Genomic DNA, 26,376 nt, shown 5'->3' with positions numbered 1-26,376 from the left:
CGGTGACCCATCGTCGGGCGAAGCTCGTCTGGTTGCGATCAATCGTCTAGCGGTCGTTAGTCAAGGCGTGGTCACTTTGGTCGAGCCGATTAGGTCGCATCTTCGGGCGAGGTATCAGCCAAGCGACCAAACTCAGGGGCTTTCAGTCGGCTTCACGATCTGCGGGCGCCTTACATGAAGATCGGGATCGTCGGGACAGGCAATGTCAGATGCGCGCGTGCGATGGCAGCCGTCATGCGAGGGAGCGCAGCCGAGATCGCGCTCGTGAACCGAACTCAAATACGGGCGGGGCCGTTGCGACCGACATGCGCTACGGTGTTCTGATCGCAAGCAAGGTCAACATCGTCGAGGGGATCTATGGCGATCTTTAGGTCGTGGAAGTAGCCTCGGAGCGGAACATCGGGGCCATGGCTAAGGGCAGGCACAGGCACATGCGGCGAGTTGGCCGTCCTTTCGGCGAAAAGGAAGTCGTCAACGCTCCAACGAACGGCGATTTTGCATTCGCTCGATGAGACGATTGCACAGCGCCTCGTCCAATGTTTCTCGATCTGTGGATTCAATTGCCGCGCCTCCCTGCTCGTGGGCGGCACCGACGAGCTGCCGGCGCCAAGTATATGGCGGCACGCCGACAGCCCGGCCGAAAACGCGCGTGAGATGGGGTTGGTCGGAGAACCCGCACAAGAGGGCGATTTCCGCAATCGGTAGTTCGGTCGTGAGCAGCAAACGTTTCGCGAGGGCGATCCGGGCTTGGGCGACGAATTCCGTATAGCAGACACCCACGCTCGCTTTGAATGCTCGGGAAAAATAGCTTGCGCTGAGATGCACCTGGATCGCCACCTCCTCGATGCGGAGGCTCGTGCCGAGATTGTTCTCTATGTAGCCGATGGCACGACGTAGTTGCCAGCCCGCCAGTGTCCCCCCGTTCTCTATGAGTTTGCTGTCGTTGCGCGGTCTAGACAACGCAAAGGCGTGCTCGATCCGTCGGCGAGCCTTGTTGCGGTCCCGGTCGAGAAGGGCAAGCGCTTCACCCAGTAAATGGGCGACCAGGTTGTCGCCGATCGCTGGTGTATCAGGAGTACTTAGCGGTTTTTCCAACACCGAACGACGCCTCTCTATTGATACCACGCTCGATAGATTGAGCCAACGACGACAAAGCGGCCAGTTAAAGATTGTCAAAACTCGTTAGCGCAGGCGGCGAACTTGGCAAAGAGCTCCGGTTCCGGTTCCGAGACCAGGTCCGCACGAGCGTCGGCGACGTCACCGAAAAGCTGCACGTGAGCGAGCGGGCAAGTGTTCGAACTAGGACGACATCAAAAGTCAATTTGAGGCGGCAGACTGCAAGATATTTCGAGGCAGGTGGATGAAATTCCAGCCGAAGTGACTTCGAAAATCGCAAGGGAGAAAGCGATGGCGAAATATCTGGAAGTTCTGACCCCCAAAAACTGTCAGGTCCTTTTCATCGATCAACAGCCTCAGATGGCGTTTGCCGTGCAATCGATCGATCGACAGACGTTGAAGAACAATGTCGTCGGCCTGGCTAAGGCTGCGAAAGTCTTTCGGATCCCTACGACAATCACGACGGTCGAATCCGAGTCCTTCTCCGGCAACACCTATCCCGAATTGCTTGCGGTGTTTCCCGAGAATCAGATCCTCGAACGCAGTTCTATGAATTCTTGGGACGATCAGAACGTCCGCGATGCGTTGGCCAAGCATGCAGCGGACGGCCGCAAGAAGGTCGTTGTCGCGGGCCTCTGGACGGAGGTTTGCGTTAACACCTTTGCCCTCAGTTGTCTGCACGACACTGACTACGAAATGTACATAGTCGCGGACGCGTCAGGCGCCACATCGGTGGACGCGCAAAAGTTCGCGATGGATCGAATGATTCAGGCTGGCATGGTGCCAATGACGTGGCAGCAGGTACTTCTCGAGTGGCAGCGCGATTGGGCGCGCCGAGAGACATACGATGCCGTGATGGGAATCGTGAAGGAGTTTTCAGGAGCATACGGTATGGGCGTAGACTATGCCTATACGCACGTGCACAAGGCGCCGGAGCGCGTCAAGCATGGCCAGCGTATCGGACCAAACCCGGCGAAGTGAAAGCTTCGCTTCGTCTGGTGATCCGTAGCTCCGTTCTCGCTCCGTGGCGGGTGCTATGAAAATGTATGTTCTGTCCCTCGGCGCCGGCCTTCTGGTCGGCGTCATCTACAGCCTGCTCAACGTCCGATCGCCGGCGCCGCCGCTGGTGGCCCTGGTTGGATTGTTGGGCATTCTTGCTGGCGAGCAGATCGTCCCCATCGCCAAACAGGTCGTTGCGGGTCATGGGCTTGCCGCTGCCTGGCGGCAGGCGAAGTGTGCGCCGCATATGTTCGGTATGCTGCCTGGCGGTCGGAGTTTGCAATCGAACGCCGCTGCCAAGGCAACGACTAAGGAGATTGGATCATGAGCAATGCACCGGACGTCATCCTGCACCGCGGCCTGTTCACCACCCTCGATCGCACCAATCCCGCGGCGAGCGCGGTCGCGATCAGCGATGGCCGCTTCATAGCGGTCGGCCACGACCAATCCGTGATGCCGCTCGCCGGCGCCAATACGAAGATCATCGACCTCAAGGGCCGCCGCGTGCTGCCGGGCCTGATCGACAATCACCTGCACATCATCCGCGGCGGGCTTAACTTCAACATGGAGTTGCGCTGGGATGGCGTGCGCTCGCTCGCCGACGCCATGACCATGCTCAAGCGCCAGGTGGCGGTCACGCCGCCGCCGCAATGGGTGCGCGTGGTCGGCGGCTTCACCGAGCACCAGTTCGCCGAGAAGCGCCTGCCGACCATCGATGAGCTGAACGCGGTGGCCCCCGACACCCCAGTGTTCCTGCTGCACCTCTACGACCGCGCCATCCTCAACGCCGCGGCGCTGCGCGCGGTGGGCTATACCAAGGATACGCCGCAACCGCTGGGCGGCGAGATCGTGCGCGATGCCAACGGCAACCCCACCGGGCTGTTGATCGCCAAGCCCAACGCCAACATCCTCTATGCGGCGCTCGCCAAGGGCCCGAAGCTGCCGTTCGATTACCAGGTCAATTCGACCCGCCACTTCATGCGGGAGCTCAATCGCCTCGGCGTCACCGGCGCCATCGACGCAGGCGGGGGCTTCCAGAACTATCCGGAGGACTATGCGGTGATCCAGAAGCTCTCCGACGAGGGCCAGCTCACTATCCGCCTCGCCTACAACCTGTTCACGCAGAAGCCGAAGGGCGAGAAAGACGATTTCCTGAACTGGACCAGGACCTCGAAATACAAGCAGGGTACCGACTACTTCCGCCACAACGGCGCCGGCGAGATGTTGGTGTTCTCGGCAGCTGACTTCGAGGATTTCCGCGTGCCTCGTCCGGATATGCCGCCGGAAATGGAGGGGGAGCTCGAAGACGTCGTCCGCATCCTGGCTCAGAACAAATGGCCATGGCGGCTGCACGCGACCTACGACGAGACGATCTCGCGAGCGCTCGACGTGTTCGAGAAAGTTAACGAGGACACGCCATTGGATGGTTTGCACTGGTTCTTCGACCATGCCGAGACCATCTCCGATCAGTCCATCGACCGTATCGCGGCGCTTGGCGGCGGCGTAGCCGTGCAGCACCGCATGGCCTATCAGGGCGAATATTTCGTCGAGCGCTACGGCTTCGGCGCGGCCGAAGCGACGCCGCCGATCAGGAAGATCATGGACAAGGGCGTGAAGATCTCCGCCGGCACGGATGCAACACGCGTCGCTTCCTACAATCCCTGGGTTTCGTTGGCTTGGCTCGTAACGGGCATGACGGTAGGCGGCCTGCGACTGTACCCCCAGCGTAACTGCCTCGATCGCGAAGCCGCACTTCGGATGTGGACCGAAAATGTCACTTGGTTCTCAAATGAGGAGGGGAAAAAGGGGCGTATCCAGGTCGGGCAGCTTGCAGATCTGATCGTTCCGGATCGCGATTTCTTCTCCTGCTCCGAGAGCGAGATCGGCGACATCACAAGCGATCTGACGGTAGTAGGTGGACGCGTCGTCTATGGTGCGGGAGAGTTCAAGGCTCTCGACGACAGCGAGCCGCCGGCCGCTATGCCCGACTGGTCGCCAGTGCGCAGTTTCGGCGGGTACGGCAGCTGGGCCGAGCAGGGCGGCAAAGCGCAGGCCGTCCGCATGCAGGCGATGCAGATGTGTGGCTGCGCTCATGCCTGCGCCGTGCACGGCCATGATCACCCGCGCGCGTGGTCCGGAAAGCTGCCGGTTTCGGATCTCAAGAGTTTCTGGGGGGCACTCGGTTGTGCCTGCTGGGCGGTGTGAGATGTTCGCCAAATCGGATACGCCGAGCTGGGTCGCGACAATCCTGTCTTGGTCATGGGTTGCGGCGGCGGCCAGAATAGCGCTTGTCTCTGCGTTCCTGATCGGCGGAATTCAGAAAGCCATCGATTTTCCTGGGGCCGTTTCGGAGCAGGCGCATTTCGGACTTCAGCCAGCGTGGCTTTGGGCCGCGGCAGCCATTGTCGTCGAACTCGGCGGCTCCGTGCTCGTCATTTTTGGCCGCTGGGTGTGGCTGGGAGCCGGCGGGCTCGGCGTGCTGACGGCGTTCGCCATGCTCACCGCAAACGATTTCTGGGCCAAAGCCGGTCACGATCGCTTCCTGGCCGTGAATGCCTTTTTCGAGCATTTGGGTCTGATCGCCGGCCTGGTGCTCGTGTCCATACTGTCCTTGCGCCTGAAATGAGCGCTCAACTCCGTGATCGAGGTGTTCCATGACCTGTAAGCGTCATCTGATTGAAATCCTCCTGGTGTGCTCACTGCTATCTCCATCCGTGGCAATCGCCCGGGATCAGGAAGCGCGTACCGCGCGACAGATCGGCGTCGGCGCGCAATACGACACCACACATGTCTATGTCGCTCCCGAAGACGTGGACAAGTTCGCGGCCAGTTTTCTCTCTACGTTCGGAGGTCAGAGCACGAAGCAGATCGTTGCCACGGTGACGCCGACACCGAGCAGCACGACTTCCCAGCTCCTTCAGACGCCGGTTGGTACCGTGTCGCTGTTTGGATTCAAGACGCCCATTCCTCATCCGTTTGGTGCTGAGAGGACGGGCTATCTCGTTACGGACCTCGACGAGGCGATCAACGCGGCCCGGGACTCGGGCGCGGACGTGCTGGTGGCGGCCTTTCCGGATCCCATCGGACGCGATGCCGTGATCCAGTGGCCGGGCGGCGTGAATATGCAACTCTACTGGCACACGACGAAGCCATCCTATACACATTTCGAGACAATTCCCGAGAACCGCGTTTACGTCTCGCCTGAGCGGGCGGATGCCTTTACCCGCAGCTTCCTGCGGTTTTCGCACGGGAAGGTTGTTTCCGACGATGCGCGCGCCGCGGGGATCGAGATCGGCCGAGCCAAAGACACATATCGACGTATCCACATTGAATCGGCATTCGGAAAGATGACGATCCTCGTCACCGATGGCCACTTGCCTTACCCGTATGGACGGGAACTGACCGGCTATGAGGTGGGGGATTTGCAGGAAACCCTGATGAAGGCCAAGGCCTCGGGGGCTACCTTGCTCGTCGAGCCCTACACCTCTGACGGGCGGACCGAAGCCATGGTACAATTCCCCGGTGGATATGTTGCGGAGATTCATGCGGCAGCGCCGAAGTAAGGGGAAGGGATGGCATTCCTGCTGGCACGATTGCTTTTGCGGAGGGAATGGGCGGCAGGCGTACTGTGTTTGGCGGCGCCTCAGATGGCCTGGGCGGATGATCAGAAGTCTCAGGCTTCCGCGCCGCAGCGGCCTGCCATCATGTTCAACCGCTGGCAGGAAGACTGGTCGGTGCTCGCGGACCCACGCGTGCCGCGTGAGCCGTTTGATCAGCTCAAATTATATACCGCTGTCGACCATCGATCCGTACACCTATCTCTCACTCGGCGCCAACACGCGTGAGCGCTTCGAGTCCAACAATGCGGCGAGTTTCGGTACCGGGCCGAACCGCAGCCAGAATTACGTTATCAGCCGAAGCGAATTCCATGCCGATCTCCGCGTAGACAATCAAATCCAGGCGTTCGTGCAATTTCAGGCTGACTAGGCGCCCTGGAAGACCATGTTGACGCCGGTCGATCGGGACCGGCTTGATCTCGAGCAGGCGTGGGTGGCTTTGACCGAGCCAATCGGAGGCGGAACGCTTAAGCTGCGGGCCGGACGGCAGCAATTTGCCTTCGATCTCCAGCGCTTCGTATCCGTTCGCGATGGCCCCAACGTCCGACAATCTTACGACGCCGCTTGGGCTGACTACGAGAATGGACCCTGGCGGTTTATCACTTTTTACAGCCTACCGGTCCTGGTCCGGGACGTTACGATATTCGACGATTACAGCAGCGTCTCCGCGCAGACCTTCGGGATGGCGCGGGCAGAGTATAAGGTTTCCGAGGCCCTGTTTATCGCCGGTTACTATGCCAATTTCACACAGGCCAACGCGCAGTTTGCAAATGCGTCCGGCGACGAACGAAGAAACATTTTCGATACCGGAAGCTACGGCCAGGTTCGGCTCGATTGGACTATAGACCGCGCAACTTCATTCGCAATCGAGGCGGTGCACTTTGCAATCGGTGGCGCATTGCGCAACGCTGGCGGCCATGACTCAAACTATGTCGGCGTTGAAATTAAACGGGGATGGTAGTGCAGCTGGATCGAGCGGAAGTCCCATGATCGTGCCGTTTCTCTTGAGCCTCACCGCAGGCTATGTCGACACGGCAAGGTCTTTTCACAGCCCATGTGACTGGGAATTTCGTGTCCCTTGGTGCGTCGCTTGTTCTCGGTACGTCGGGAGCCGTTGCGAAACTCCTAGCCCTTCCGGTCTTCTGTGCGGTCGTCGTGGCTGTCCGCCTGCTTAGCTCGGCACTAACGCCGCGGTGGCGTTCCGTATTCGAAGTCATGCTCGACCTTAAGGTGCTCCTGTTGATCGTCGGCGCTGCGCTGGCGATCGAGTTCGGTCCTTTCAAGAACGGCGATACCTGGCAAGCGGTAATCACCGGGATGGTACTCGTTGCGGCGATGGCCATCCAGAACGCCGCACATCGGGTCTCAACGAGACGATCGATGCCAGTGTCTTCGGGCGTTGGCGCCTCGACCCAAAGTACCGTCCGGCCAATCTCGTCGAATGGGCACAACGCAAGAACGTTGATCCAGCCCAAGTGCAAACTTCCGTGCGGGCTGACGACCCTCGTGCGCAAGTGCCAGACCAATAGGCCGCCGGCAAATCTTCAGGCCCAATAAGCTCGAATAGACCCCCTCGGTTTTTTCGAGCTCAAAAATGGGCGAAAACATCGAGGCGAAATTCGTCAGCCGCGTCAGGAGGATGCGAGATCGAGTCGTTTTCAAAACGAAATCGAGTCGTTCTTAAAGCGGAAATCGAGTCGTTTTCAAAGTGTCCGCATACTGTGTGGGGCCACTTTGAAAACGACTCGGCTATCCCGTTGATTTCGCCAGACCTCGCATTTTGAAAACGACTCGATTTTGACTTTGAAAACGACTCGATCATCGGTGCTTTCGTTTTGAAAACGACTCGATCCTGGGAGTCATTAGAGATGCTGCGAAAAATCGCCGTGGTTTTTTCGCCGCACCGATGGATTTGAGGGCTGTTGTTCGATCACAAAGCAGGTGGCAGTCCTGGTTTACCGCTCCTACAGGCCCTTCTTACCGCCAAGGCAAACGTTAGAGATGCACCAGCCGCCATTGTTGCGGCGGGTTTCGATGCGGTCGCGCTCGCTTTGGAAGAGGGGCACTATGTGGCCGGCTTGCACCGACCGGCCGAGCACCAAGCCCTCGTCACCGATTTGGAACGTGCGAAATTCGTAGCCAGAGCCGAACTCCAGACAAAGCTTGATCGTTTCGCCGAAGTCGCCGCTCGCGGATATATCAGCTCGACGTCGCCGAAATCCCCCGTTGCCGGATCCCGCTGCGGCTGAACGCGACGGCGGCGGCGTGTCTGGACCTGCGCGACAGCGCCTCGGCCCGCATGGCCGCGGCACTGGCGCTGAAGCACTCCGCCACCTCGCCGGCGACCACGTCGTCGTCGGAGAGAACGAATGGTAGAGCGACGTAGTCGGTCACTTCAGCCATTCGCCTCCTCTTTCCGTTCGCGCGGCCGTGGGGGCCGTCGGCGGTCGCCTTCCGGCGATCCAGACCGTTCCCGCCCAGCCGGCTTACCTTCCATTGCCTGCCCTCACCAAGCCTCCGGATCGCGACCGCGCATTGTATCGCTTGGGCATCCAGGAGACGATTTCGCAGATTCAGGGGAGCGTAGGCTGCTCAGCCAACTGGCCCCCCGAAACCTTAGTCGCCTCACTTTCCGGCATCCTCCCGTCGAGCACCGCAGCCAAGCGGGCGGAATCGAGCTCGCCCTCGCTGCGCGAGATCACGATGGTGGCAACGCCGTTACCGATCACGTTGACCAGGGCTCTCGCCTCGCTCATGAAGCGATCGATGCCGAGAATCAGGGCCATCCCGGCGACCGGAATGGTCGGCACTACGGACAGCGTGCCGACGAGTGCGATGAAGGAAGCGCCGGTGACGCCGCTCGCGCCTTTGGAGGTGACCATCGCGACCGCAAAGATGGCGCACTGCTGGGACAGCGTGAGATCTGTGTTTGTGGCCTGCGCGACGAAGAGAGCCGCGAGCGTCATGTAGATCGAAGAACCGTCTGTGTTGAAGACGTAGCCCGTAGGCACTACCAGACCGACGACTGGCTTCGAGCAGCCGAGCCGTTCCAGCTTTTCCATGAGGCTCGGCAGAACGGGATCGGACGATGACGTCCCGAGCACGATCAGGATTTCTTCCTTGATGAAGAGGAGGAACTTCCAGATGCTGAATCCGGACCACCACGCGATCGGTCCGAGCACGCCGAATACGAACAGGGCCGACGTGAGATAGAAAAGCCCGACCAGCTTGATCAGTGGTCCCAGCGAGCCGATTCCATACCGGCCGACCGTGAACGCCATTGCGCCGAACGCGCCGACCGGGGCGAACCGCATGATGACGTTGATGGCCCCGAACACAAGCATCGATCCGGCGTCGATCATGTCGCGTATCGGCTTGGCGCGATCGCCAAGGCGGGCCAGGACGAACCCGAACAAGACGGAAGTCAGGACCACCGGCAAAATGTCGCCGCGCGCAAATGCGTCGATCACGGTGTTCGGAATGATGTTGAGCACGAATTCCGCGATCGTCTGCTCCTTCGCCTTGCCGGCATATTGCGCGACAGCCTTCGCGTCAAGCGTCGCCGGATCGACGTTGAAACCGGTGCCCGGCGCTGCGACATGCGCCGCGAGGAAGCCGATCAGGAGCGCCAGCGTGGACACGACTTCGAAATAGAGCAGCGCCTTGCCGCCTACGCGGCTGACCTTCTTCATGTCGGACATCCCGGCGATGCCGGTGACGACGGTGCAGAAGATGACGAGGGCGATCACCATCTTGATCAGCTTGATGAAGCCGTCGCCCAGCGGCTTCATGTCGACCGCGACCGAGGGCCAATAATGGCCGAGCACGACCGCGACCGCGATGGCCGCGAGCACCTGCACGTACAGGACTGCGTAGAACGGCCTCCGCGTTGCCTTCTCCTTGACGATCGTGCTCATCGATTTTCTCCGCCCGTTTTTTGTTTCTGGGTTGATATGCGTTCTTCGGCCGGCAGCGGCATGACGAGAAGCACGACCGCGGGCGCATTCGTTCGATTGCTCAGCCGGCGATTTTCCCCGCCGTCGATGCGGCAGGAGTCCCATTTGCCGAGCGAGACGTCGGTCCTGCCGTTGGAGAGCTCGACCGTACCCTCAAGGACCACGTACATTTTCTCCTGGGGCGACGACGTCAGTGTCGTTCCGCCGCCCGGCGCGATGACGGAAACGCCCATCCAGAGGTCGGCCGAGGGGCCAGCCTCTCTGCCCTGAAGCCGCACCATGGACATGTCGACGTGCCCAGGAGCAGCGTATTCGGGGGCGTCGGCGAAGCGGACGACGTGCATGAACTCAGCCCGCCGGTCGCAGGATGACGCGATCGCGGGACGACCCGATCACCGCCGTGTAGGCGGCCCTGGCTTCGGCAAGCGGATAAATGGCGCGCCCGGAAATCGGGAACGGCTTGAGCTTGCCTGCTGCGAAGCCAGGCATCACGCCGCGCAGCAGTTCGCCGCTCTCGATGGAGGAGAACGCAAGCGTGTCGATGCCGATATAAGTATGGCGGCCCCGGTAGAACTCCAGAATGTTGAACGGCACGGTCTTGCCGACCGCGGCGATCAGGATCTGCCGGCCGCCCTTGGCGAGCGAATGGTGCGCATCCTGGAAGTAGGGATCGCCGACCGTGTTGAAGACGATGTCCGCGCCCCTGCCATCGGTGAGCTCGCGGACCCGCTGCGCGACGTCCGTGGCCGCGGCGTTGACGATCTCCACCGGAGCACTGGCGTGGCCGGCATAGGGTTCGTCCCTCCGCACCACGCCGATGACTTTGGCTCCTTGCCACGTCGCAAGTTGAGCGGCGGCCTGGCCGACCTTGCCGTTCACGCCCATCACCAGAACGTGCTCGCCGGGCTTAGGCATTCCGGCTCTGCGAAATCCTTCGATGGCCGTCACGAACGGGACCCCGACGCCTGCGGCCTCGTCCATCGAAATCGCGACCGGCTTTTCGACGAGCGCCGCCGCCTCGACGACCAGGTGCGAGGCATGTGTGCCGTCGCGACGAATGCCCAGGTCACCGGAGGTGCCGAACACGGCTTTTCCGAGCCACTCGCTCGGTCCCTCGATCACGATCCCTGCGAAGTCGCGCCCCGGCGTGCGTGGAAATACGGCATAGGGCATCAGGCCGGTCGCCGCCTTCACGTCGGAGGGATTGACGCCTGCGGCCCGGATCGCGACGATGACGTCATCGGGGCTGCGGGTGAGGGGCCTCGTCTCGATCGCGGGCGCGATCGAAGCCGCATCGGCCGCCTTGGAGTTCAACCGCACGCAGATAGCGTCGGTGCCGGCTACTGAATTCCTTGTGCTCACGCTCGCTTCCATGTCGACCGCCTACGCCGCGCGACTTGATTGTGACTTGGCAGGCAATCCGGCGATCTGTCGCGCTTCCGCAGCGGTCGCGATCGTTCCTCCGAGATCCTCGACGATGCGCCGCGCCTTGGCGACCATTTCGGCATTGGAGGTCGCGAGCCGACCCCGTGACAGGTAGACGGAGTCTTCGAGTCCAATCCTGACATGACCGCCGGCTAGATAGGACTGTGCGACGGAGGTGAATGCCGCCTTGCCGATGCCGATCGCCGTGAATTCCGCGTCGTTCGGGAGCAGGTCGCGGGCATAGAGCGCCGTCTCCGGACCTGGCTGGAAACCGTAGCGCACGCCCATCACGAACGAGCAGAGCGCGGGCCCTTGCAGTGTACCGTCCTCGAGCAGGTCGCGCATGAGCGCGATGTCGCCGGAATCGAACAGTTCGATCTCCGGCTTGACGCCGCAATCCGCGATCACCTTCGCCATCCGGCGGACGTTCGAAGGCGTGTTGATGACGACCTCCTTGCCGGAGTTCATCGTGTTCAGGTCCAGCGTGCAGATGTCCGGCCGCAGCGCGGAAATGTGCTCGACCCGCTTCTCCGGCAGCATCAGCGTCGTGCCCGCGGCGGCGACCTTGGGATCGTCCGGGGAAGGCACGAAGCGCCCGCCAGGACCTGTCGTAAGGTTCAGGATGAGCTCGGGGTTGCTCGAACGGATCCGCCCCACGACGTCGACGTAGTGGTCGAGGGACATCGAGGGGCGTCCGGTCAGCGGGTCGCGCACATGGATGTGCACGATGGCCGCGCCGGCGTCGGCGGCGCCGAGACAGGCGTCGGCGATCTGCTCGGGCGTGATGGGAAGATGGGGCGTCTGTTCGGGCGTGGTCAGGTTGCCGGTCACGGCACAGGTCATGATGACCTTGTCGCGGGGAGATCGCATGGTGGTTTCCTTCAGAGCGAGCGGCCGCCATCGACGACCAGCGTGGTGCCGGTGGCGAAGCCGAGTTGCGTGGCGCATGCGAGGATCGCGGAGGCGATGTCACCGGCGGTGGCGATGCGCTTCAGCGGCGTCGTCGCCGCGGTCTTGCTGTTGAAATCGGCGCTGCGACCCGGGACGAAGCCGGTGTCGACCACGCCCGGTGCCACGGCGAGCACCCGGACTTCGGGGGCGAGCACGCGCGCCAGGGATTTCGTCATTACGTCGATGCCGGCCTTCGCCGCGCAATAGGCGATCGACGAGCCAATGCCATTGCTGCCCGCGATCGACGAGAGGGAAACGATGAGACCGTCGCCGGAGGCCTTCAGAAGGGGAACGAAGGTGCGGATGGTTGCGAACTGACCACGCCAGTTCACGGCGAACATCCTGTCGATCAGTTCGTCGTCGAGCGCCTCGAGGTCGGCGTGGGCCACGGGCTTTGTGAAGCCGGCGGCATTCACCAGCACGTCGAGGCGGCCGTACCGCCGCTCGATCTCGCCGCGCAGCCCCGTCAGCGTCGCGGTCTGCGCGACGTCGGCAACAAGGGCCGCGTGGCCCGCTCCGGAGAGGGTGGCGACGAGCTCCGCAGCGGAGGCCGTTTCCCCCGCTTCGTCACGATGGCTGATGACGATGCGGGCCCCCAGCGAGGCGAAGAGCCGCGCTGCGGCGGAGCCGATGCTGCCCGCCCCGCCGACGATGAGGACGACCTTATCGGTCATGCATGGTTGGATGTTCATGGATCTCACTTGATTGGCGGTTTGGGAAGGACTGCTTCGCCTGCTTCCATGACGAAGCGGTGCGAAAGCGTGTACCAGGGCGCAGAAACGTCGGGCGCCGGTGGCGGCCCGCGGTCATGCCGGCGGAAATCGCCGATCAGTGCCCGGGTGACGCCGAACACCACGTCGCTTTCGAGGTGCGCGTCGTCGTCGACGAATATCTGCGTGATGAGCGTCTTGAAGCCCGGCTTGAAGCCGAGGAAATGGATATGCGCCGGGCGGTAGGGATCCCGGTTCTGTGCGCGCAGCAGATCGCCGACAGGTCCGTCGGTCGGCACGGGATAGCCCGCCGGCTTCACCGATCTGAATGCGAATTGCCCCGCTGCGTCGGTCGTGAGTTTTCCGCGCAGGTTCATCTCCGCCTGGGTCTCGTCCTGGTTTTCATAGAGGCCAACCGGCGAGGACTGCCAGACGTCGATCTCGGCGCCCTCGATCGGCTTACCGGCGCTATCGACGACCTCGCAATTGACGAATAGTTCGGGACCGGGAGTTGGCGACCTGACGATGGACTCGCCATTCCCGATGCGGGGCGAGTTTGCCCGCCAGAACGGACCCAACAGCGCGGCGGCCGTCTCGGTCGCCCCGGCATTGCCGTTGTTGAGCAGGCAGACCAGCGTGGACAGGCCGATCGCGTCCGCAAAGAGGATCCCCTCGTTGTGGCTGTCGTGGGTGGCCTGGCCGATCCGGTTGAGAAAGTCGATGCCGAGTTCGAATTCGCCCTCCGTCAGATTCACCTCGCGCGCGAACGCGTGCATGTGCTTCACGAAGGCCTCGGCGACCCTTTGGAGCCGCAGGTTCGGGGCGCCTGCCATGGCCCGCAGCACGATCGGGGTCACATCGGCGCTGTTCTCGATAATCCCGGCCTGAGACGTCTCTTGCCTGTGTGACTGAGCCATTGGAGCCTCCTGCAATCGATTGCAGCTCAGTATGCAATCGATTGCAATAAGTCAAGCCGGGCGTTATCATGATGGCCATGCAGGACCTAACCCGAAGAGAACTCTGGTGAATCGACAGTCGCCGACCATCAAACAGATCGCTGACGCCACGGGGGTGCATCCCTCGACGGTGTCGCGCGCGCTGGATCCCAGCAAGAAGCACCTGGTCGCCGCGGACGTCGCAAAGCGCATTTCAGCGGAGGCGGCATCGCTTGGATACCGGCCCAATCGGCTGGCTGCGAGCCTCCGCCTCGGGCGCTCGAACCTGGTGGGCGTGCTGCTGCCCGATATCGCCAATCCGGTTTTCGGACCCATCCTCGGCGGAATAGCCGAAACGCTTGCGGCGGCAGGCTACGCGCCCATCGTGGCCGATGCCGGCAATGACTCCTCGCAGCAGATCTCTTTCGTCGAGAAGCTGCTCAACCAGCGTGTCGACGGCCTCATTCTGGCGACCGTCTCGCAGGACGACAAACTGGTCGGATATTGTCTCGAGCGCGGCTTGCCGATCGTTCTGGTCAATCGCTCGGAAGCGCGGGATCGCGTCTCGTCCGTGGTGTCCGACGACGACATGGGCATGAGGTTCGCCGTCGATCATCTCGTGAGCCTCGGGCACAAACGTATCGCGCACGTGGCGGGGCCGTTGACGACGTCCACCGGCCTGCTCAGGCGTGACGGCTTCAAGCGCGCCATGGAAAGCCATGGACTGGAGGGAATCGTACGGGAGGCATCGCACTATACGCGCCAGGCGGGGAGTGCAGCGGCCGCGGGGTTGAAGCGATCTGCGGTCACGGCCGTGGCGGCCGCCAACGACCTGATCGCATTGGGTGTTCTCGATGCGCTGCGGGCAGCCGGTCTCCGCTGTCCGGAGGACGTTGCGGTCGTCGGCCACAACGACATGCCTCTGATGGACGTGGTGTCGCCTTCCTTAACCACGGTTCGCATCGAACATCGTGAAATGGGGCGGATGGCAGCCCGGATGCTGGTCGAGAGCTTCGAAACCGGCAGCAACGAAATCCGCCACGTCGTGCTGTGTCCCGAGCTTGTTGTGAGGAGTTCGACTGCATCCTCAAGACCAACGGCGCAGCGCGCAAAGCGCTGAAAGTGCGCCTCTTCGCCTAACTCACCCGGATGCCGTAGACGACGGCTTGGCCGCTATGAAGTGAGTGACCTTCGGCTCGGTCGCGGCGCCAAATTCGCGGATCGCATCCTGGACGACCCGGTCCGCATTGGTCACGCGCTGATGCTGCCGCAGATGTTCGAGCCAGGACGCCACCATGAATGTCTCAAGGAAACGCTCACTATCGGCCGCATCCTCGAACACGTCCCAGGCGTAGGCGCCGTCTCGCCGGCGTTGCCGACCCAGATCCGTGACCGCAACCAGGAAGGCGTCCCGTTTCTTCCGATCGATGCGGTACTCGACCGTCACCAACACCGGACCGCGATCGGCTTCCGTATCGATCGCCAAGACCGGCGCAGGCCAGTGCATCGACGGCGCGAGATCCACGCCCGCTCCGGACTGGAGCTTCCAGCGCCAAGTCAATCCGATGCCGAGGAGAGCGCCAGCGGCCGCGATGAAGTGCGCCGTGGGCAAGCCGAGCGTGGAGGCAAGCTCTCCCCAAAGCGCGCTACCGGCGGTCATCGCTCCGAAGAAAACCGTGACGAACATGGCCAGCCCGCGGCCGCGCACCCAGTCCGGGAGCGAGACCTGAACCGAGACGTTGAGGCTGGCCAAGACGGCGATCCACGAAATGCCCGCGACCAGGCAGGCGGCAAGCCCGAGCGCGGGATGACGCGCGATGCCCAACAAGATCAGGGTAAGCACGGTCCCAAGCGTCCCCGCGGCAACGAGCCGGTCCGGACCGAGCGCCGTCTTCAAGGTGGGCAGGGCGAAAGCGCCGACGACGGCCCCCAGGCCGATGGCGCCCAGCAGCAGGCCATAGAGTTCAGGACCGCCGGCGATCTGAGTGCGCGAGACCAGCGGGAGAAGTGCCCAATATGCGCTCGCGAAGAAGAAAAACGCCACGGCCCTGACGAGCGTTGCGCGCAGATTGGAGTTGAAGCGGACGTGCCGAAATCCGACCACCAGTGCACCGGTCAGGCGCTCTGGTGGAAGCCCACTGCCTTGCAATGTTGGGGGACGCCACCACAGCAGCGCTCCGATCACCGCGAAATTGCTCAGTGCATTGATCCAGAAGGGTGCGGCGATGCCCAATCCGCCGATGACGACGCCACCCAACGCGGGCCCGATCGCCCTGCTGATGTTGACACCAACACCGTTGCTCGTCACCGCTGCGGCTAGGTCCTCCTTCGGGACCAGCAGAGGTACGATGGACTGCCATGCAGGTGCGGTGAATGCCGCCCCCGCGCCAAGGAGGAACGTGAACACGAGGAGTATCGACGGGTTCATCAAGTCGAGCCAGACGAGAACAGCGCTCGTCGCCGCGAACACCGTGAGTACGATCTCGGAGCCGATCAGAAAACGGCGTTTGTCGACAGTGTCGGCGAGTGCCCCCGCGGGAAGCGCGAACAGAAACATGGGAAGGCTGCTCGCCACCTGAACCATCGAGACGGTGAACGGGTCGGCAGCCAGACTGGTCATAAGCCAACCGGACGCGGCGTTGTACATCCAGGTTCCCACGTTGGCGACGACGGTCGCCGACCAGACTACCGTGAACGCGATATGACGAAACGCGATCCACGGAGAAGCGTTGGGCGCCGCGGATGGTTGATTTGGCTTTTCATCGGGTGGTGGCATCGAACCTCATCAAGCTCCCCACGCCCAACAGAGCGGATACCGGCGGCGCGCATCCGCGTTTGCGCGCCTGCTCATGGCACGTCAGGGGCAATACCCCGATCTCGTTTCCCCGTACAAGGATTCGGGGCATCCTTCGTCGAGCCAGCCCGGGACTGATTGCAGGTTCTCAAGGCGTTTTGTACGATTGCGTCGAGGCAGGAGCGGAACGCCCGGGCTCCTGCCGAATATTTGCTCAGGCGGCCGCTCCGACATCGTGAGAAAGTCCAAGACCTAGTGGTGATGTTCGGGATTGTGTGTTTGAAACGGCCGGCAACCCAGGTGAGGATGAGAGACCGCAAGGCGGATTTCGGCGTCGAGCGGACCCCCTCGGGACCACGGATTAGGTAGTAACCGCGTGAACGCACGGGGACTTCATCACGTTACGACCATCATCGGGGATGTGCGCCGCTCCGCGGACTTCTATGCGGGGGCGCTCGGACTGAAGCGGGTCAAGAAGACCGTCTGCTATGACGACCCCGGCAGTTATCACGTGTACTATGGCGACGATGTCGGAACTCCGGGCGCCGTGATGAGCACGCTCGCTTGGAATTGCGTGACGCGGGGGATGATTGGCGTCGGCGAGGTCGTACAGACCGCCTTCCGGGTGGGGCCGAATTCGCTGGATCTGTGGGCGGATCGTCTCGAATCTCTGCATGTGCCCAACCGACCGGAGATGTCGCCGTTCGGCGAGCGCATGCTTTGTTTCGCAGACCCCGATGGTACGGCGCTTTCGTTGATCGAGACGTGGGAAGCACGATCGGCGTCAACCAGCCGATCATCCCCTGCCGAACTTACCCTGCAGGGCCTTCACGGCGTTACGCTCGACGTTCGCGAGGAGGACGCGACCATCGACATTCTTCAGAAGGTATTCGGATTCCGCCTTGTCTCTCATCGGAACGGGGCCATGCGCCTCGTGGCCCATGACGGCCCTGGCGGCGCGATCACGCTGCGCATGATCGGAAAGTCTTCGCGGGGCCGACTGGGCGGTGGCACCGTCCGACACGTCGCCTTCCGCTCGAGGGATAGCGACGACAGATCGGAAATGGTCGAAAAACTGCAGGCGGCCTACGGCATCGTGGTGAGCGATCCGATCGAGCGGACCTACCTCAATGCCGTGGGCTTTCGCGCGCCTTGCGGGGTGCTTTTCGAGATCGCGACGGACGGCCCGGGCTTCGCGGTCGACGAGGCGCCGGACGGGCTGGGCCAGAACCTTCAGCTTCCTGCCTTTCTCGAAGAGCGCCGTGCCGAGTTGCAGGCGATCCTGCCACCGCTGAATTGAAGCGATCCATCGAGCGAGCGAGCCCCCCGGCGGCTATCATGGGACGTCGCTTTCGATGCGTGGCCGATCTTGCACTTGAATCAAGGCTCTTATCTGTCTATCTGGGAACCTTGTTCGGCAGACGGGACCTGGAATATGGTACTTCGGCGGACATATCCAGCGGAGAGGAAGCTTTGGACGTTCCAATCAGGGAATCTGATAGTGCGTCCCGCGGCTTCTACGGTCGTCGCCTTGGTCAGCACCTCGGAATGGACGGCGACTGCCTGTTGCAGATCGAGCGCGAGCAGCAGTTGATCCTTGCGGTAACCCGCCTGACCTGCTCCCAATTCCTTCCAGAACGAACCGCCGCCATTCCTTCGGAGCCGGCCTTCAGCATCGTTCACCAGCTTGGCGATTTCGATAAGCACTCCTGCTGGCTCGCCGGACGGCCGCGGTATTCGGAAGCTTTCGGTGCGGGGGCGGTCAGCGTGACAGATCTTCGCGACAACCCGCAATGCCAATTCAAAGGGCCGTTCGACGCCCTTCAATACTACGTTCCGGGCAAGGCGCTGGACGACTTCGCGCGTGAGCATGGAGCCAGGCCCATCTCGACGCTCAAATGGAGCAGGGATCAGCGCGACCCCTTCCTTTCGACCCTGTCGAGCGTTCTGCTCAGCGCCGTGGAGCAGGGTCCGCCGACTAATCAGCTATTCATCGACCAAATCGGGTTGAGCCTGCTCGCTCATTTCGCGCAGGCCTACGGCGGCATGCGCCCGGGCGACGAGGTCATGGGCGGGGGTCTTGCGCCATGGCAGGAGCGACGCGCCAAGGAGATCATGCGGACGCGGCTTGCCAGCAGCCTGACCATTGCCGACGTCGCTGCGGAGTGCAAGTTGACGCCGAGCCACTTTGCGAGATCCTTCCGACGGAGCACCGGGGTCGCACCGCACGAATTCCTGTCGCAGCTTCGCATCGAGGAGGCGAAGCGTCTGATGTTGAGCACGAAGCTTCCGCTCGCCGACATCGCGCTTATCTGCGGCTTCGGAGACCAGAGCTATTTCACCAGGGTGTTCTCCCGCTGCGTCGGAGCCAGCCCCGGAGCCTGGCGACGGGCCCGCTCCGAAGGTTGACGCCATCGCGCCCCTGCTCAAGCCGGGCGGATCATGTCGCGGGCGTAAGCCAGGCCGATCCCGTATCCTCCGGCATGGGATTCGACTATGGCGCGTGCACCGTCGTATGTTTCGTGTCTTGTCCAATCGCGCTGCATCTCGAGCAGGACCTGGATCCAGGACGTGAGACGGGCGCCAGCGGCCTCCATCCGGCCCAGAGCCAGTTCGTGGCTTGCGGTCGTGAGCCCTCCGCAGGCGTCTCCGACGACGTAGACTTCCAGGCCGGCCGACAGCGCCGAGAGCACGGCGAACGTCACGCACGCCTCGGTTAAAAGCCCGGAAACGATCAGGCGGCCGCGGCCGGTGGCCAAAACTGCCTCGCGCGCCTTGTCGTCCTCCCACATGTTCATGCTACGCCGGTCGATCGGCTCGACGCCGGGAAGCGCCGACTTGACCGCCGGCATCAGCGGTCCGCTGTATACCTTGGTCGCCGAGGTGGAGGCGACGACCGGGAGGCCGAACACGGTCGCGGTCTTGGCGAGAGCGACGACATTGTTCAAGAGGACCTGCCGGTCGATCGATCCAACTCCGAAGGCCAGACCGGCCTATTGGTCGACCAGGAGCAGGGCGCAGTCCTTGGGTTCGAGCAGGTGAAGCGGATTCGGTGCCATTGGTCTTCTCCGCCTAGGCCTTCAGGAAGGCGAGGAGGTCGGCGTTGACCTGGTCGGCATGCGTCGTCGCCGTCGCGTGGGGAGCGCCGGGGTAGGTCTTCAGTTTGGCGCCCTTGATCATCTCGGCCGCCAGCTTACCCGTATAGGCGAGCGGCACGACCTGGTCGTCTTCGCCATGGATGACAAGGGTGGGCACGTCGATCTTGGCCATGTCCGGCCGGAAGTCGGTTTCCGAGAATGCAGTCACGCAATCGATCGTCGCCTTGACCGACGCCTGAAGCGCGATCTGAAGGGTCTGCTTGAATATGCCTTGCGATACTTTCATGCCGTGGTTGGTGCCGTAGAAGAGGGGGCTAAAATCGTCGAGAAACTGCGGGCGGTCCTTGACCAATCCGGCCTTGATGCCGTCGAACACCGATTTGTCCACGCCGTCGTGGTCCGGAGTCTTCACGAAGAGAGGCGTCACGGCGCTCAGCAGGACGAACTTGGAGACCCGCGACGTTCCGTGGCGCGCGACGTAGCGCGAGATGTCTCCGCCTCCCATGGAGAATCCGACGAGCGTCAGATCCTTCAGGTCGAGATGCTCGACGAGATCGGCAATATCGTCGGCAAAGGTGTCGTAGTCGTACCCCATCCAGGGCTGGCTCGACCGGCCGAAGCCCCTGCGGTCGAACGCCACGGTCCGGTAGCCGTGCTCGGCGAAGAACAGCATCTGCGCGTCCCACATGTCCGCGCTGAGTGGCCAGCCGTGGCTGAACAGGATCGGCTTACCGGCCCCCCAGTCCTTAAAATAAAGCTCGGTACCCTCCCGCAATTTAAGAAAAGCCATGTTTCGCTCCTGTGACGAGTTGCGGACCGGGATGTCGCCCGCGAGGTGGCCCGGATCCCGCGCGCAAACGTCGCGGATGAAGTGCGCGGTGGCTTGGACTGTCTGCGCATGCTTTGGACTTGCTTGCGATCCCGGACCGGCGCTGACGCAGCGAACACTCGGCAATTAGGCGCCCTCGGACGTCATCGGGCCTGAGTCCAAGCCGCGACGCGATCGTCCAAGCGTTGCGCGGGGTTCGATGTTCACGATGCGGCGGCTTGCACCACCCTTACGCCAGATCGCGCACGCCGATCGCAAGGAGACGTCCCGATGTCGAAGCTCGAAATGCTCACCCCGGAAAACAGCGCGATCGCGTTGATCGACTACCAGCCCGCGATGTTTCAGGGCGTTCAATCTCATGATCGTCTTGTCACCGTGAACAACGTCCAGATTCTCGCGAAGGCGGCAAAGCTTTTCAAGATCCCGACGGTCCTGACGACCGTCGCGCGGGATTCCTTCTCCGGACCTTTCATGCCTGAGGTCGCCTCTCTGTTTCCCGAGCACGACATCATCGACCGGACGTCCATGAACTCCTGGCTGGATCCGAACTTCCGCAAGGCCGTGGCGGCGACCGGTCGCAAGAAGTTCGTGATTGCAGGCCTTTGGACCGAGGCTTGCGTCATCTTCCCGACGCTCGACATGCTCAGGGAGGGCTATGAGATCTACATTTCCGCGGACGCTTGCGGCGACCTCTCGCTCGAAGCGCACAACCGGGCCATGGAGCGCGCAATCCAAGCCGGCGCGGTTCCCATCACCTCCTCGCAATACGCCTACGAGCTCCAGCAGGATTGGGCGCGCAGCGAGACGTATGAAGGCATGATGGACATCCAGCGCGCGCATTCGCCCTACGGGATCCAGATCCGCTTCTCGAAGTGGGCGCTCGGCGAACACGCGTCCGAAGGCGGAACGAAGGCGGCCTGAAATCGGCATCGTTACCGGGAGTGATGCCATGAAGATCTACCTGCTGTCGTTGGGCGCCGGCCTTCTGGTCGGCGTCGTCTACAGTCTCCTCAACGTACGCTCGCCGGCGCCGCCGTTGGTGGCGCTCGTCGGGCTTCTCGGCATCCTCGCCGGCGAACAGATCGTGCCGGTGACGCGGCAGTTGCTGTCGGGCAACGGGCTCGCCGCGGCTTGGAAACAGGCCAAGTGCGCTCCCCACATGTTCGGGATGCTTCCCGGACGACAAGACGATCGGTCGTCGAAGACGACTTCCCTCGAAAGCGTGGAGAAGCATTCATGAGCCCGGAACCTGACGTCATCCTGCATCGCGGACTGTTCGCGACGCTCGACCGGTCCAATCCGACGGCTTCCGCCGTCGCGATCGCCGACGGCCGCTTCGTCGCGGTCGGGCACGATCACGACGTGATGAAGCTCGCCGGCCCCTCGACGAAAGTCGTCGATCTCAAGGGCCATCGCGTGCTGCCCGGCCTGATCGACAACCATCTTCACATCATCCGCGGCGGTCTGAACTTCAACATGGAGCTCCGGTGGGACGGGGTGCGCTCGCTTGCGGACGCGATGGACATGCTGAAGCGGCAGGTCGCGGTCACACCGCCTCCCCAGTGGGTGAGGGTCGTCGGTGGATTCACGGAGCATCAGTTCGCCGAGAAGCGGCTGCCGACGATCGACGAGCTCAACGCCGTTGCGCCCGACACACCGGTCTTCCTGCTGCATCTCTACGACCGGGCGATCCTGAACGGCGCCGCGCTGCGTGCCGTCGGCTACGCCAAGGACACGCCGGAACCGCCGGGAGGCGAGATCGTCCGCGACGCCAATGGTAACCCGACCGGGCTTCTGCTCGCGAAGCCTAACGCGAATATCCTCTACGCGACGCTCGCCAGAGGTCCGAAGCTGCCGTTCGACTATCAGGTCAATTCCACCCGCCATTTCATGCGAGAATTGAACCGGCTGGGCGTCACCGGCGCGATCGACGCGGGCGGAGGATTCCAGAACTATCCCGAGGACTATGCCGTCATCCAGAAGCTCAACGACGAGGGTTTGCTGACGGTCCGGCTCGCCTACAATCTCTTCACCCAGAAGCCCAAGGGCGAGAAGGAAGACTTCCTGAACTGGACGAAGACCTCGAAGTACAAGCAGGGCGACGACTATTTCCGGCACAACGGCGCCGGCGAGATGCTTGTCTTCTCGGCAGCCGATTTCGAGGATTTCCGGGTCCCCCGTCCGGATATGCCGCCGGAGATGGAGGGCGAGCTCGAGGAGGTCGTCCGCGTCCTCGCCCAGAACAAGTGGCCGTGGCGGCTCCATGCGACCTACGACGAGACGATCTCGCGGGCGCTGGACGTGTTCGAACGTGTCGACCAGGACATTCCCCTGGAAGGTATGCATTGGTTCTTCGATCACGCCGAGACGATCTCCGATCAGTCGATCGACCGCATCGCGGCGCTCGGCGGCGGCATCGCCGTGCAGCACCGCATGGCCTACCAAGGCGAATACTTCGTGGAACGGTACGGCGCTGGGGCGGCCGAAGCGACGCCGCCGGTCAAGAAGATCATCGACAAGGGCGTCAAGGTTTCGGCCGGCACCGATGCCACGCGTGTGGCTTCCTACAACCCTTGGGTTTCGCTGTCCTGGCTCGTCACTGGCCGGACCGTCGGGGGACTTCGGATCACGCCGCAGCGCAACTGCCTCGATCGCGAGACGGCGCTGCGGATGTGGACCGAGAACGTGACCTGGTTCTCGAACGAGGAAGGCAACAAGGGACGCATCCAGGTAGGCCAACTCGCCGACCTCGTCGTTCCGGACCGCGACTATTTCTCCTGCAGCGAGGCTGAGATCGCCGATACGACCTCGCTGCTGACCATGGTCGGGGGGAAGGTGGTGTTTGGTGCCGGCGACTTCTCCAAACTGGAGAGCGTCACGCCGCCGCCCGCCATGCCGGACTGGTCGCCGGTGCGACGCTTCGGCGGATACGCGGCTTGGGCCGACGAAAAGGCGAAGGAAGGCAATCTTGCGATGAAGGCCATGCAGATGTGCGGCTGCGCAAACTCTTGTGGCGTGCACGGCCACGATCACGCAACGGCCTGGTCGAGCCGGCTGCCGGTGTCCGATCTCCGAAGCTTCTGGGGCGCGCTGGGGTGCGCCTGCTGGGCGGTCTGACGTGCGGAAAAGCGCATCACCCGGCTGGATCTCCGTCATCCTGCGCCGGCCGATCCTGTGGCATGTGGCCAGGCTGCTATTGGTGTCCGCATATATCCTCGGCGGTTTCGCCAAGCTGCTCGACTTCGGCGGCGCCGTCGCCGAGCAGGAGCATTTCGGCCTCACTCCGGGCTGGCTATGGGCGGCAGCCGCCATCATCGTCGAACTGGGTGGGTCTCTGCTCGTCGTCTCGAACCGATTCGTGTGGCTCGGCGCCGGCGCGCTCGGCGTTCTGACGTTCGTCGCGATGCTTACCGCGAACGCCTTCTGGACGATGGAAGGCCATGAGAGGTTCATGGCTATGAACGCCTTCTTCGAACACCTCGGGTTGATCGCCGGTCTGGTCGTCGTCTCGATTCTTTCCGAGGAGGGCGCCTTCGGCCCGAACCCCGCAGCGCGGACCCAAATCGTCCAAGGAGTTTCACAATGAAATCAACGAGCGCTTTCGCAATTTTCGTGCTTGCCGCCGCTGTCGCAGCGAGCGCGCCGGTCGTCGCCAAGGATGCAACGAAGTCCAAGGAGACGGCGGTTGCCGTCGCTCCTCAATACGATACGACCCACGTCTACGTTGCGCCAGACGATGTGGACAAGTTCGTGGCGAGCTTTCTGGCGACTTTCGGCGGCAAGAGCACCAAGCAGGTGGTTGCGACCGTGACGCCGACGCCGAGCAGCACCACGTCGCAACTATTGCAGACGCCTGTCGGCACCGTGTCCTTGTTCGGCTTCAAGACGCCGATCCCTTATCCCTTCGGCGCCGAGCGCAACGGCTACCTGGTCAGCGACATCGACCAGGCGGTCAAAACGGCCCGAGCTGCGGGCGCGGACGTGATCGTCTCCACCTTCCCCGACCCCATCGGGCGCGATGCCGTGGTCCAGTTTCCCGGCGGCGTCAATTTGCAGATCTATTGGCACACGACGAAGCCCGACTACGCGCCCTTCGAGCGGATTCCGGAGAACCGCGTGTACATCTCGCCCGATAGGGCGGGCGCTTTTACCAAGGGCTTCGTCGGATTTTCCAACGGCAAGATCGTGTCGGACGACGCGAAGGCGCCGGGCGTCGAGATAGGCATGCCTGACGCGACCTACCGGCGCATCCGGATCGAGTCCGGATTCGGGAAGATGGTCGTACTGGTCACCGACGGGCATCTGCCCTATCCCTACGGTCGGGAGACGACGGGCTATGAAGTGGCCGACCTCGCTGCAACCCTTGGCAAAGCAAAGGAAGCCGGCGCTACGGTCCTGGTCGAGCCCTATACGGCGGACGGGCGCTCCACGGCATTCGTCATGTTTCCCGGCGGCTACATCGCAGAGGTTCATTCGGTTGCGGAAAAGAGCGCCGCGCGGGCAATCGGCAGGTAAGGAGTGATGAGTTCGGTGTCGGATTGGGCCGGTCTGCGCGGATTCTGGATCGTCCTGGCGCTCGCGACCTTCAGCGCGCGTGCCGACAGCGCGTTCGCGGATGATGGCGCGCTCCCGAAACGGCCAGCGATTCAGGCGAACCGTTGGGCGGAGGATTGGTCGGTTCTCGCCGATCCGAGACTGCGCACCGAACCGTTTGACGGGCTCAAGTACATCCCGCTCTGGGCCACCGACCCCAAGAGTTATATTTCGCTGGGCGCCACCTTGCGCGAGCGGTTCGAGAGCAACAACGCGGCAGGTTTCGGCACCGCCAATACGCCGTCCGACAGCTACCTGCTGCAACGCCTGCAGGTCCACGCCGACATTCACTTCGACGAGAACTGGCGTGCCTTCGTCCAACTCGAGGACGATCGGGCCTTCGACAAGCTCAGCATCTCTCCGGTCGACCAGGACCGTCTCGACCTTCGCCTTGCCTTCCTGGAGTACGTCAACACGTTCTCCGGCGGGACCCTGAAGGCGCGGATAGGACGACAGGACTTCGCATTCGACCTTCAACGCTTCGTTTCGTCGCGGGACGGGCCCAACGTCCGGCAGTCGTTCGATGCGATCTGGGGTGATTGGGAAAGCGGAGCCTGGCGATTCATCGGTTTCGTCAGCCGTCCAGTGCAATACTTTGATGGGCGTCCCTTCGACGATACCTCGAACGACAACTTCCAATTCAGCACGTTGAGGGTCGAGCGCAAGGTGTTCGGCGATAAAGAGCTGTCCGGCTACTATTCCCTCTACGAACGGAACAATGCCAGATATCTGGATGCGAGTGGTGAGGAACATCGACACGTGTTCGATGTCCGCTTCGCGGGCAACGCCCAAAATTTCGATTGGGACCTCGAGGCCATGGGGCAGGTAGGCCAGGTGGGGACGACGGACATTCGCGCTTGGGCCGTCGGCGCGCGCACGGGCTACACGTTCAGCAGCGTGCCGTGGCAGCCGCGGGTCGGGCTACAGATCGACGCCGCGTCCGGCGACCATCACCCCGCAGATGGATCGCTGGGCACGTTCAATCCGCTCTTCCCCAACGGCTACTACTTCACCCTTGCCGGCTACACGGGCTACGTGAACCTGGTGCATATCAAACCGGCCATCATGTTCAATCCGATAGAGCGGCTGAAAGTGCTGGCCGCGGTCGGCTTTCAATGGCGCGAGACCACGGCCGACGCGATTTATGTCCAGCCCAACGTGCCCATTGCGGGGACCGCCGGTAAGGGAAGCAATTGGACGGGCGCATATGGCCAGCTTAGGGTCGACTACGCCTTCAACGACCATCTCACGGGCGCCATCGAAGCTGTGCATTTCGACGTCGGCGACACGATCATCCGCGCCGGGGGACACACCAGCAACTATCTGGGCGTCCAGCTTCAGTACGGTTGGTGA

26 protein-coding genes and 2 pseudogenes are annotated in these 26,376 nt (G+C 62.5%); 17 read left to right on the top strand and 11 right to left on the bottom strand.

Features of this window, described 5'->3' with window-relative positions:
• Positions 1–471: 471 nt before the first annotated feature.
• On the bottom strand, positions 472–1,098 hold the full coding sequence (locus V1280_RS22005) for an AraC family transcriptional regulator (protein ID WP_334528721.1): 627 nt from the start codon (positions 1,096–1,098) through the stop codon (positions 472–474).
• Positions 1,099–1,407: 309 nt separating this feature from the next.
• Between V1280_RS22005 and V1280_RS22000 the strand changes: the two genes are divergently transcribed.
• The 8 genes and pseudogenes from V1280_RS22000 to V1280_RS21965 form a co-directional block, all read left to right on the top strand.
• Positions 1,408–2,097 carry a hydrolase gene (locus V1280_RS22000; protein ID WP_334528718.1) on the top strand — a complete coding sequence of 230 codons (690 nt, stop codon included), beginning with the start codon at positions 1,408–1,410 and terminating at the stop codon, positions 2,095–2,097.
• A gap of 55 nt (positions 2,098–2,152) precedes the next feature.
• Positions 2,153–2,443 carry a XapX domain-containing protein gene (locus V1280_RS21995; RefSeq protein ID WP_334528715.1) on the top strand — a complete coding sequence of 97 codons (291 nt, stop codon included), beginning with the start codon at positions 2,153–2,155 and terminating at the stop codon, positions 2,441–2,443.
• The gene (locus V1280_RS21990; protein ID WP_334528712.1) at positions 2,440–4,320 is read left to right on the top strand and encodes an amidohydrolase; all 1,881 of its coding nucleotides are present in this window, start codon (positions 2,440–2,442) and stop codon (positions 4,318–4,320) included. The genes V1280_RS21995 and V1280_RS21990 overlap by 4 nt, the downstream gene beginning before the upstream one ends.
• A gap of 1 nt (position 4,321) precedes the next feature.
• Positions 4,322–4,741 carry a DoxX family protein gene (locus V1280_RS21985; protein ID WP_334528709.1) on the top strand — a complete coding sequence of 140 codons (420 nt, stop codon included), beginning with the start codon at positions 4,322–4,324 and terminating at the stop codon, positions 4,739–4,741.
• A 28-nt stretch (positions 4,742–4,769) separates the two neighbouring features.
• On the top strand, positions 4,770–5,678 hold the full coding sequence (locus tag V1280_RS21980; RefSeq protein WP_334528706.1) for a glyoxalase: 909 nt from the start codon (positions 4,770–4,772) through the stop codon (positions 5,676–5,678).
• Positions 5,644–6,525: pseudogene (locus V1280_RS21975) on the top strand (alginate export family protein); the annotation flags it as partial. The gene V1280_RS21980 and the pseudogene V1280_RS21975, both read left to right, overlap by 35 nt.
• A 3-nt stretch (positions 6,526–6,528) precedes the next feature.
• Entirely contained in the window at positions 6,529–6,693 is a 165-nt protein-coding gene (locus V1280_RS21970) for an alginate export family protein (protein ID WP_334538381.1), read from the top strand.
• A gap of 25 nt (positions 6,694–6,718) precedes the next feature.
• Positions 6,719–7,148 (top strand): annotated as a pseudogene (locus V1280_RS21965) (DUF1275 family protein); the annotation flags it as partial.
• Positions 7,149–7,931: 783 nt separating this feature from the next.
• Here V1280_RS21965 and V1280_RS21960 read toward each other — a convergent pair.
• From V1280_RS21960 to V1280_RS21930, 7 genes are all read right to left on the bottom strand, one after another.
• Positions 7,932–8,135: a hypothetical protein gene (locus V1280_RS21960; RefSeq protein ID WP_442895149.1), complete on the bottom strand. Its 204-nt coding sequence runs from the start codon at positions 8,133–8,135 to the stop codon at positions 7,932–7,934.
• 170 nt (positions 8,136–8,305) lie between these two features.
• Complete coding sequence (locus V1280_RS21955) at positions 8,306–9,649, bottom strand: dicarboxylate/amino acid:cation symporter (RefSeq protein ID WP_334528703.1); 1,344 nt, start codon at positions 9,647–9,649, stop codon at positions 8,306–8,308.
• A complete protein-coding gene (locus tag V1280_RS21950; RefSeq protein ID WP_334528700.1) occupies positions 9,646–10,032 on the bottom strand; it encodes a cupin domain-containing protein in 387 nt (128 codons plus the stop codon). Before V1280_RS21950 ends, V1280_RS21955 begins: the two co-directional genes overlap by 4 nt.
• Before the next feature lie 4 nt (positions 10,033–10,036).
• Positions 10,037–11,062, bottom strand: coding sequence for a quinone oxidoreductase family protein (locus V1280_RS21945; RefSeq protein ID WP_334528697.1), 1,026 nt, complete (start codon positions 11,060–11,062; stop codon positions 10,037–10,039).
• Positions 11,063–11,071: 9 nt separating this feature from the next.
• Positions 11,072–11,983, bottom strand: coding sequence for a 3-keto-5-aminohexanoate cleavage protein (locus V1280_RS21940; RefSeq protein ID WP_334528694.1), 912 nt, complete (start codon positions 11,981–11,983; stop codon positions 11,072–11,074).
• 11 nt (positions 11,984–11,994) lie between these two features.
• Positions 11,995–12,738, bottom strand: coding sequence for an SDR family NAD(P)-dependent oxidoreductase (locus tag V1280_RS21935; RefSeq protein ID WP_334528691.1), 744 nt, complete (start codon positions 12,736–12,738; stop codon positions 11,995–11,997).
• A 23-nt stretch (positions 12,739–12,761) separates the two neighbouring features.
• Positions 12,762–13,691 carry a dioxygenase family protein gene (locus V1280_RS21930; RefSeq protein WP_442895148.1) on the bottom strand — a complete coding sequence of 310 codons (930 nt, stop codon included), beginning with the start codon at positions 13,689–13,691 and terminating at the stop codon, positions 12,762–12,764.
• Between the two features lie 106 nt (positions 13,692–13,797).
• Here V1280_RS21930 and V1280_RS21925 point away from each other — a divergent pair, with 106 nt between their 5' ends.
• Positions 13,798–14,829, top strand: coding sequence for a LacI family DNA-binding transcriptional regulator (locus tag V1280_RS21925; protein ID WP_334528688.1), 1,032 nt, complete (start codon positions 13,798–13,800; stop codon positions 14,827–14,829).
• 21 nt (positions 14,830–14,850) lie between these two features.
• Here the strand turns inward: V1280_RS21925 and V1280_RS21920 are convergent, their stop codons facing one another.
• Complete coding sequence (locus tag V1280_RS21920) at positions 14,851–16,485, bottom strand: MFS transporter (RefSeq protein ID WP_334528687.1); 1,635 nt, start codon at positions 16,483–16,485, stop codon at positions 14,851–14,853.
• 439 nt (positions 16,486–16,924) lie between these two features.
• Between V1280_RS21920 and V1280_RS21915 the strand changes: the two genes are divergently transcribed.
• Positions 16,925–17,803 carry a ring-cleaving dioxygenase gene (locus tag V1280_RS21915; protein WP_334528685.1) on the top strand — a complete coding sequence of 293 codons (879 nt, stop codon included), beginning with the start codon at positions 16,925–16,927 and terminating at the stop codon, positions 17,801–17,803.
• Positions 17,804–17,841: 38 nt separating this feature from the next.
• Positions 17,842–18,912 (top strand): AraC family transcriptional regulator, encoded by a 1,071-nt coding sequence (locus V1280_RS21910; RefSeq protein ID WP_334528683.1) that lies wholly within the window; start codon positions 17,842–17,844, stop codon positions 18,910–18,912.
• A 17-nt stretch (positions 18,913–18,929) separates the two neighbouring features.
• Here the strand turns inward: V1280_RS21910 and V1280_RS21905 are convergent, their stop codons facing one another.
• Both V1280_RS21905 and V1280_RS21900 read right to left on the bottom strand, forming a co-directional pair.
• Complete coding sequence (locus V1280_RS21905) at positions 18,930–19,469, bottom strand: isochorismatase family protein (RefSeq protein WP_334538379.1); 540 nt, start codon at positions 19,467–19,469, stop codon at positions 18,930–18,932.
• Between the two features lie 106 nt (positions 19,470–19,575).
• Positions 19,576–20,391 (bottom strand): alpha/beta fold hydrolase, encoded by an 816-nt coding sequence (locus V1280_RS21900; RefSeq protein WP_334528680.1) that lies wholly within the window; start codon positions 20,389–20,391, stop codon positions 19,576–19,578.
• Positions 20,392–20,700: 309 nt separating this feature from the next.
• Here V1280_RS21900 and V1280_RS21895 point away from each other — a divergent pair, with 309 nt between their 5' ends.
• From V1280_RS21895 to V1280_RS21870, 6 genes are read left to right on the top strand one after another with little or no spacing between them, the layout of a single operon-like run.
• Positions 20,701–21,351 (top strand): hydrolase, encoded by a 651-nt coding sequence (locus tag V1280_RS21895; protein WP_334528677.1) that lies wholly within the window; start codon positions 20,701–20,703, stop codon positions 21,349–21,351.
• Positions 21,352–21,379: 28 nt separating this feature from the next.
• Entirely contained in the window at positions 21,380–21,670 is a 291-nt protein-coding gene (locus V1280_RS21890) for a XapX domain-containing protein (RefSeq protein WP_334528674.1), read from the top strand.
• Complete coding sequence (locus tag V1280_RS21885; RefSeq protein WP_334528671.1) at positions 21,667–23,547, top strand: amidohydrolase; 1,881 nt, start codon at positions 21,667–21,669, stop codon at positions 23,545–23,547. Before V1280_RS21890 ends, V1280_RS21885 begins: the two co-directional genes overlap by 4 nt.
• Before the next feature lies 1 nt (position 23,548).
• Positions 23,549–24,016 (top strand): DoxX family protein, encoded by a 468-nt coding sequence (locus tag V1280_RS21880; RefSeq protein ID WP_334528668.1) that lies wholly within the window; start codon positions 23,549–23,551, stop codon positions 24,014–24,016.
• Positions 24,013–24,945, top strand: coding sequence for a glyoxalase (locus tag V1280_RS21875; protein ID WP_334528665.1), 933 nt, complete (start codon positions 24,013–24,015; stop codon positions 24,943–24,945). Before V1280_RS21880 ends, V1280_RS21875 begins: the two co-directional genes overlap by 4 nt.
• 6 nt (positions 24,946–24,951) lie before the next feature.
• Positions 24,952–26,376: an alginate export family protein gene (locus V1280_RS21870; protein ID WP_334528663.1), complete on the top strand. Its 1,425-nt coding sequence runs from the start codon at positions 24,952–24,954 to the stop codon at positions 26,374–26,376.

It is taken from the genome of Bradyrhizobium sp. AZCC 2230 (assembly GCF_036924495.1).
Taxonomy (GTDB): Bacteria; Pseudomonadota; Alphaproteobacteria; order Rhizobiales; family Xanthobacteraceae; genus Bradyrhizobium; species Bradyrhizobium rifense.
This window is presented reverse-complemented; position numbering and strand designations above follow the sequence as displayed.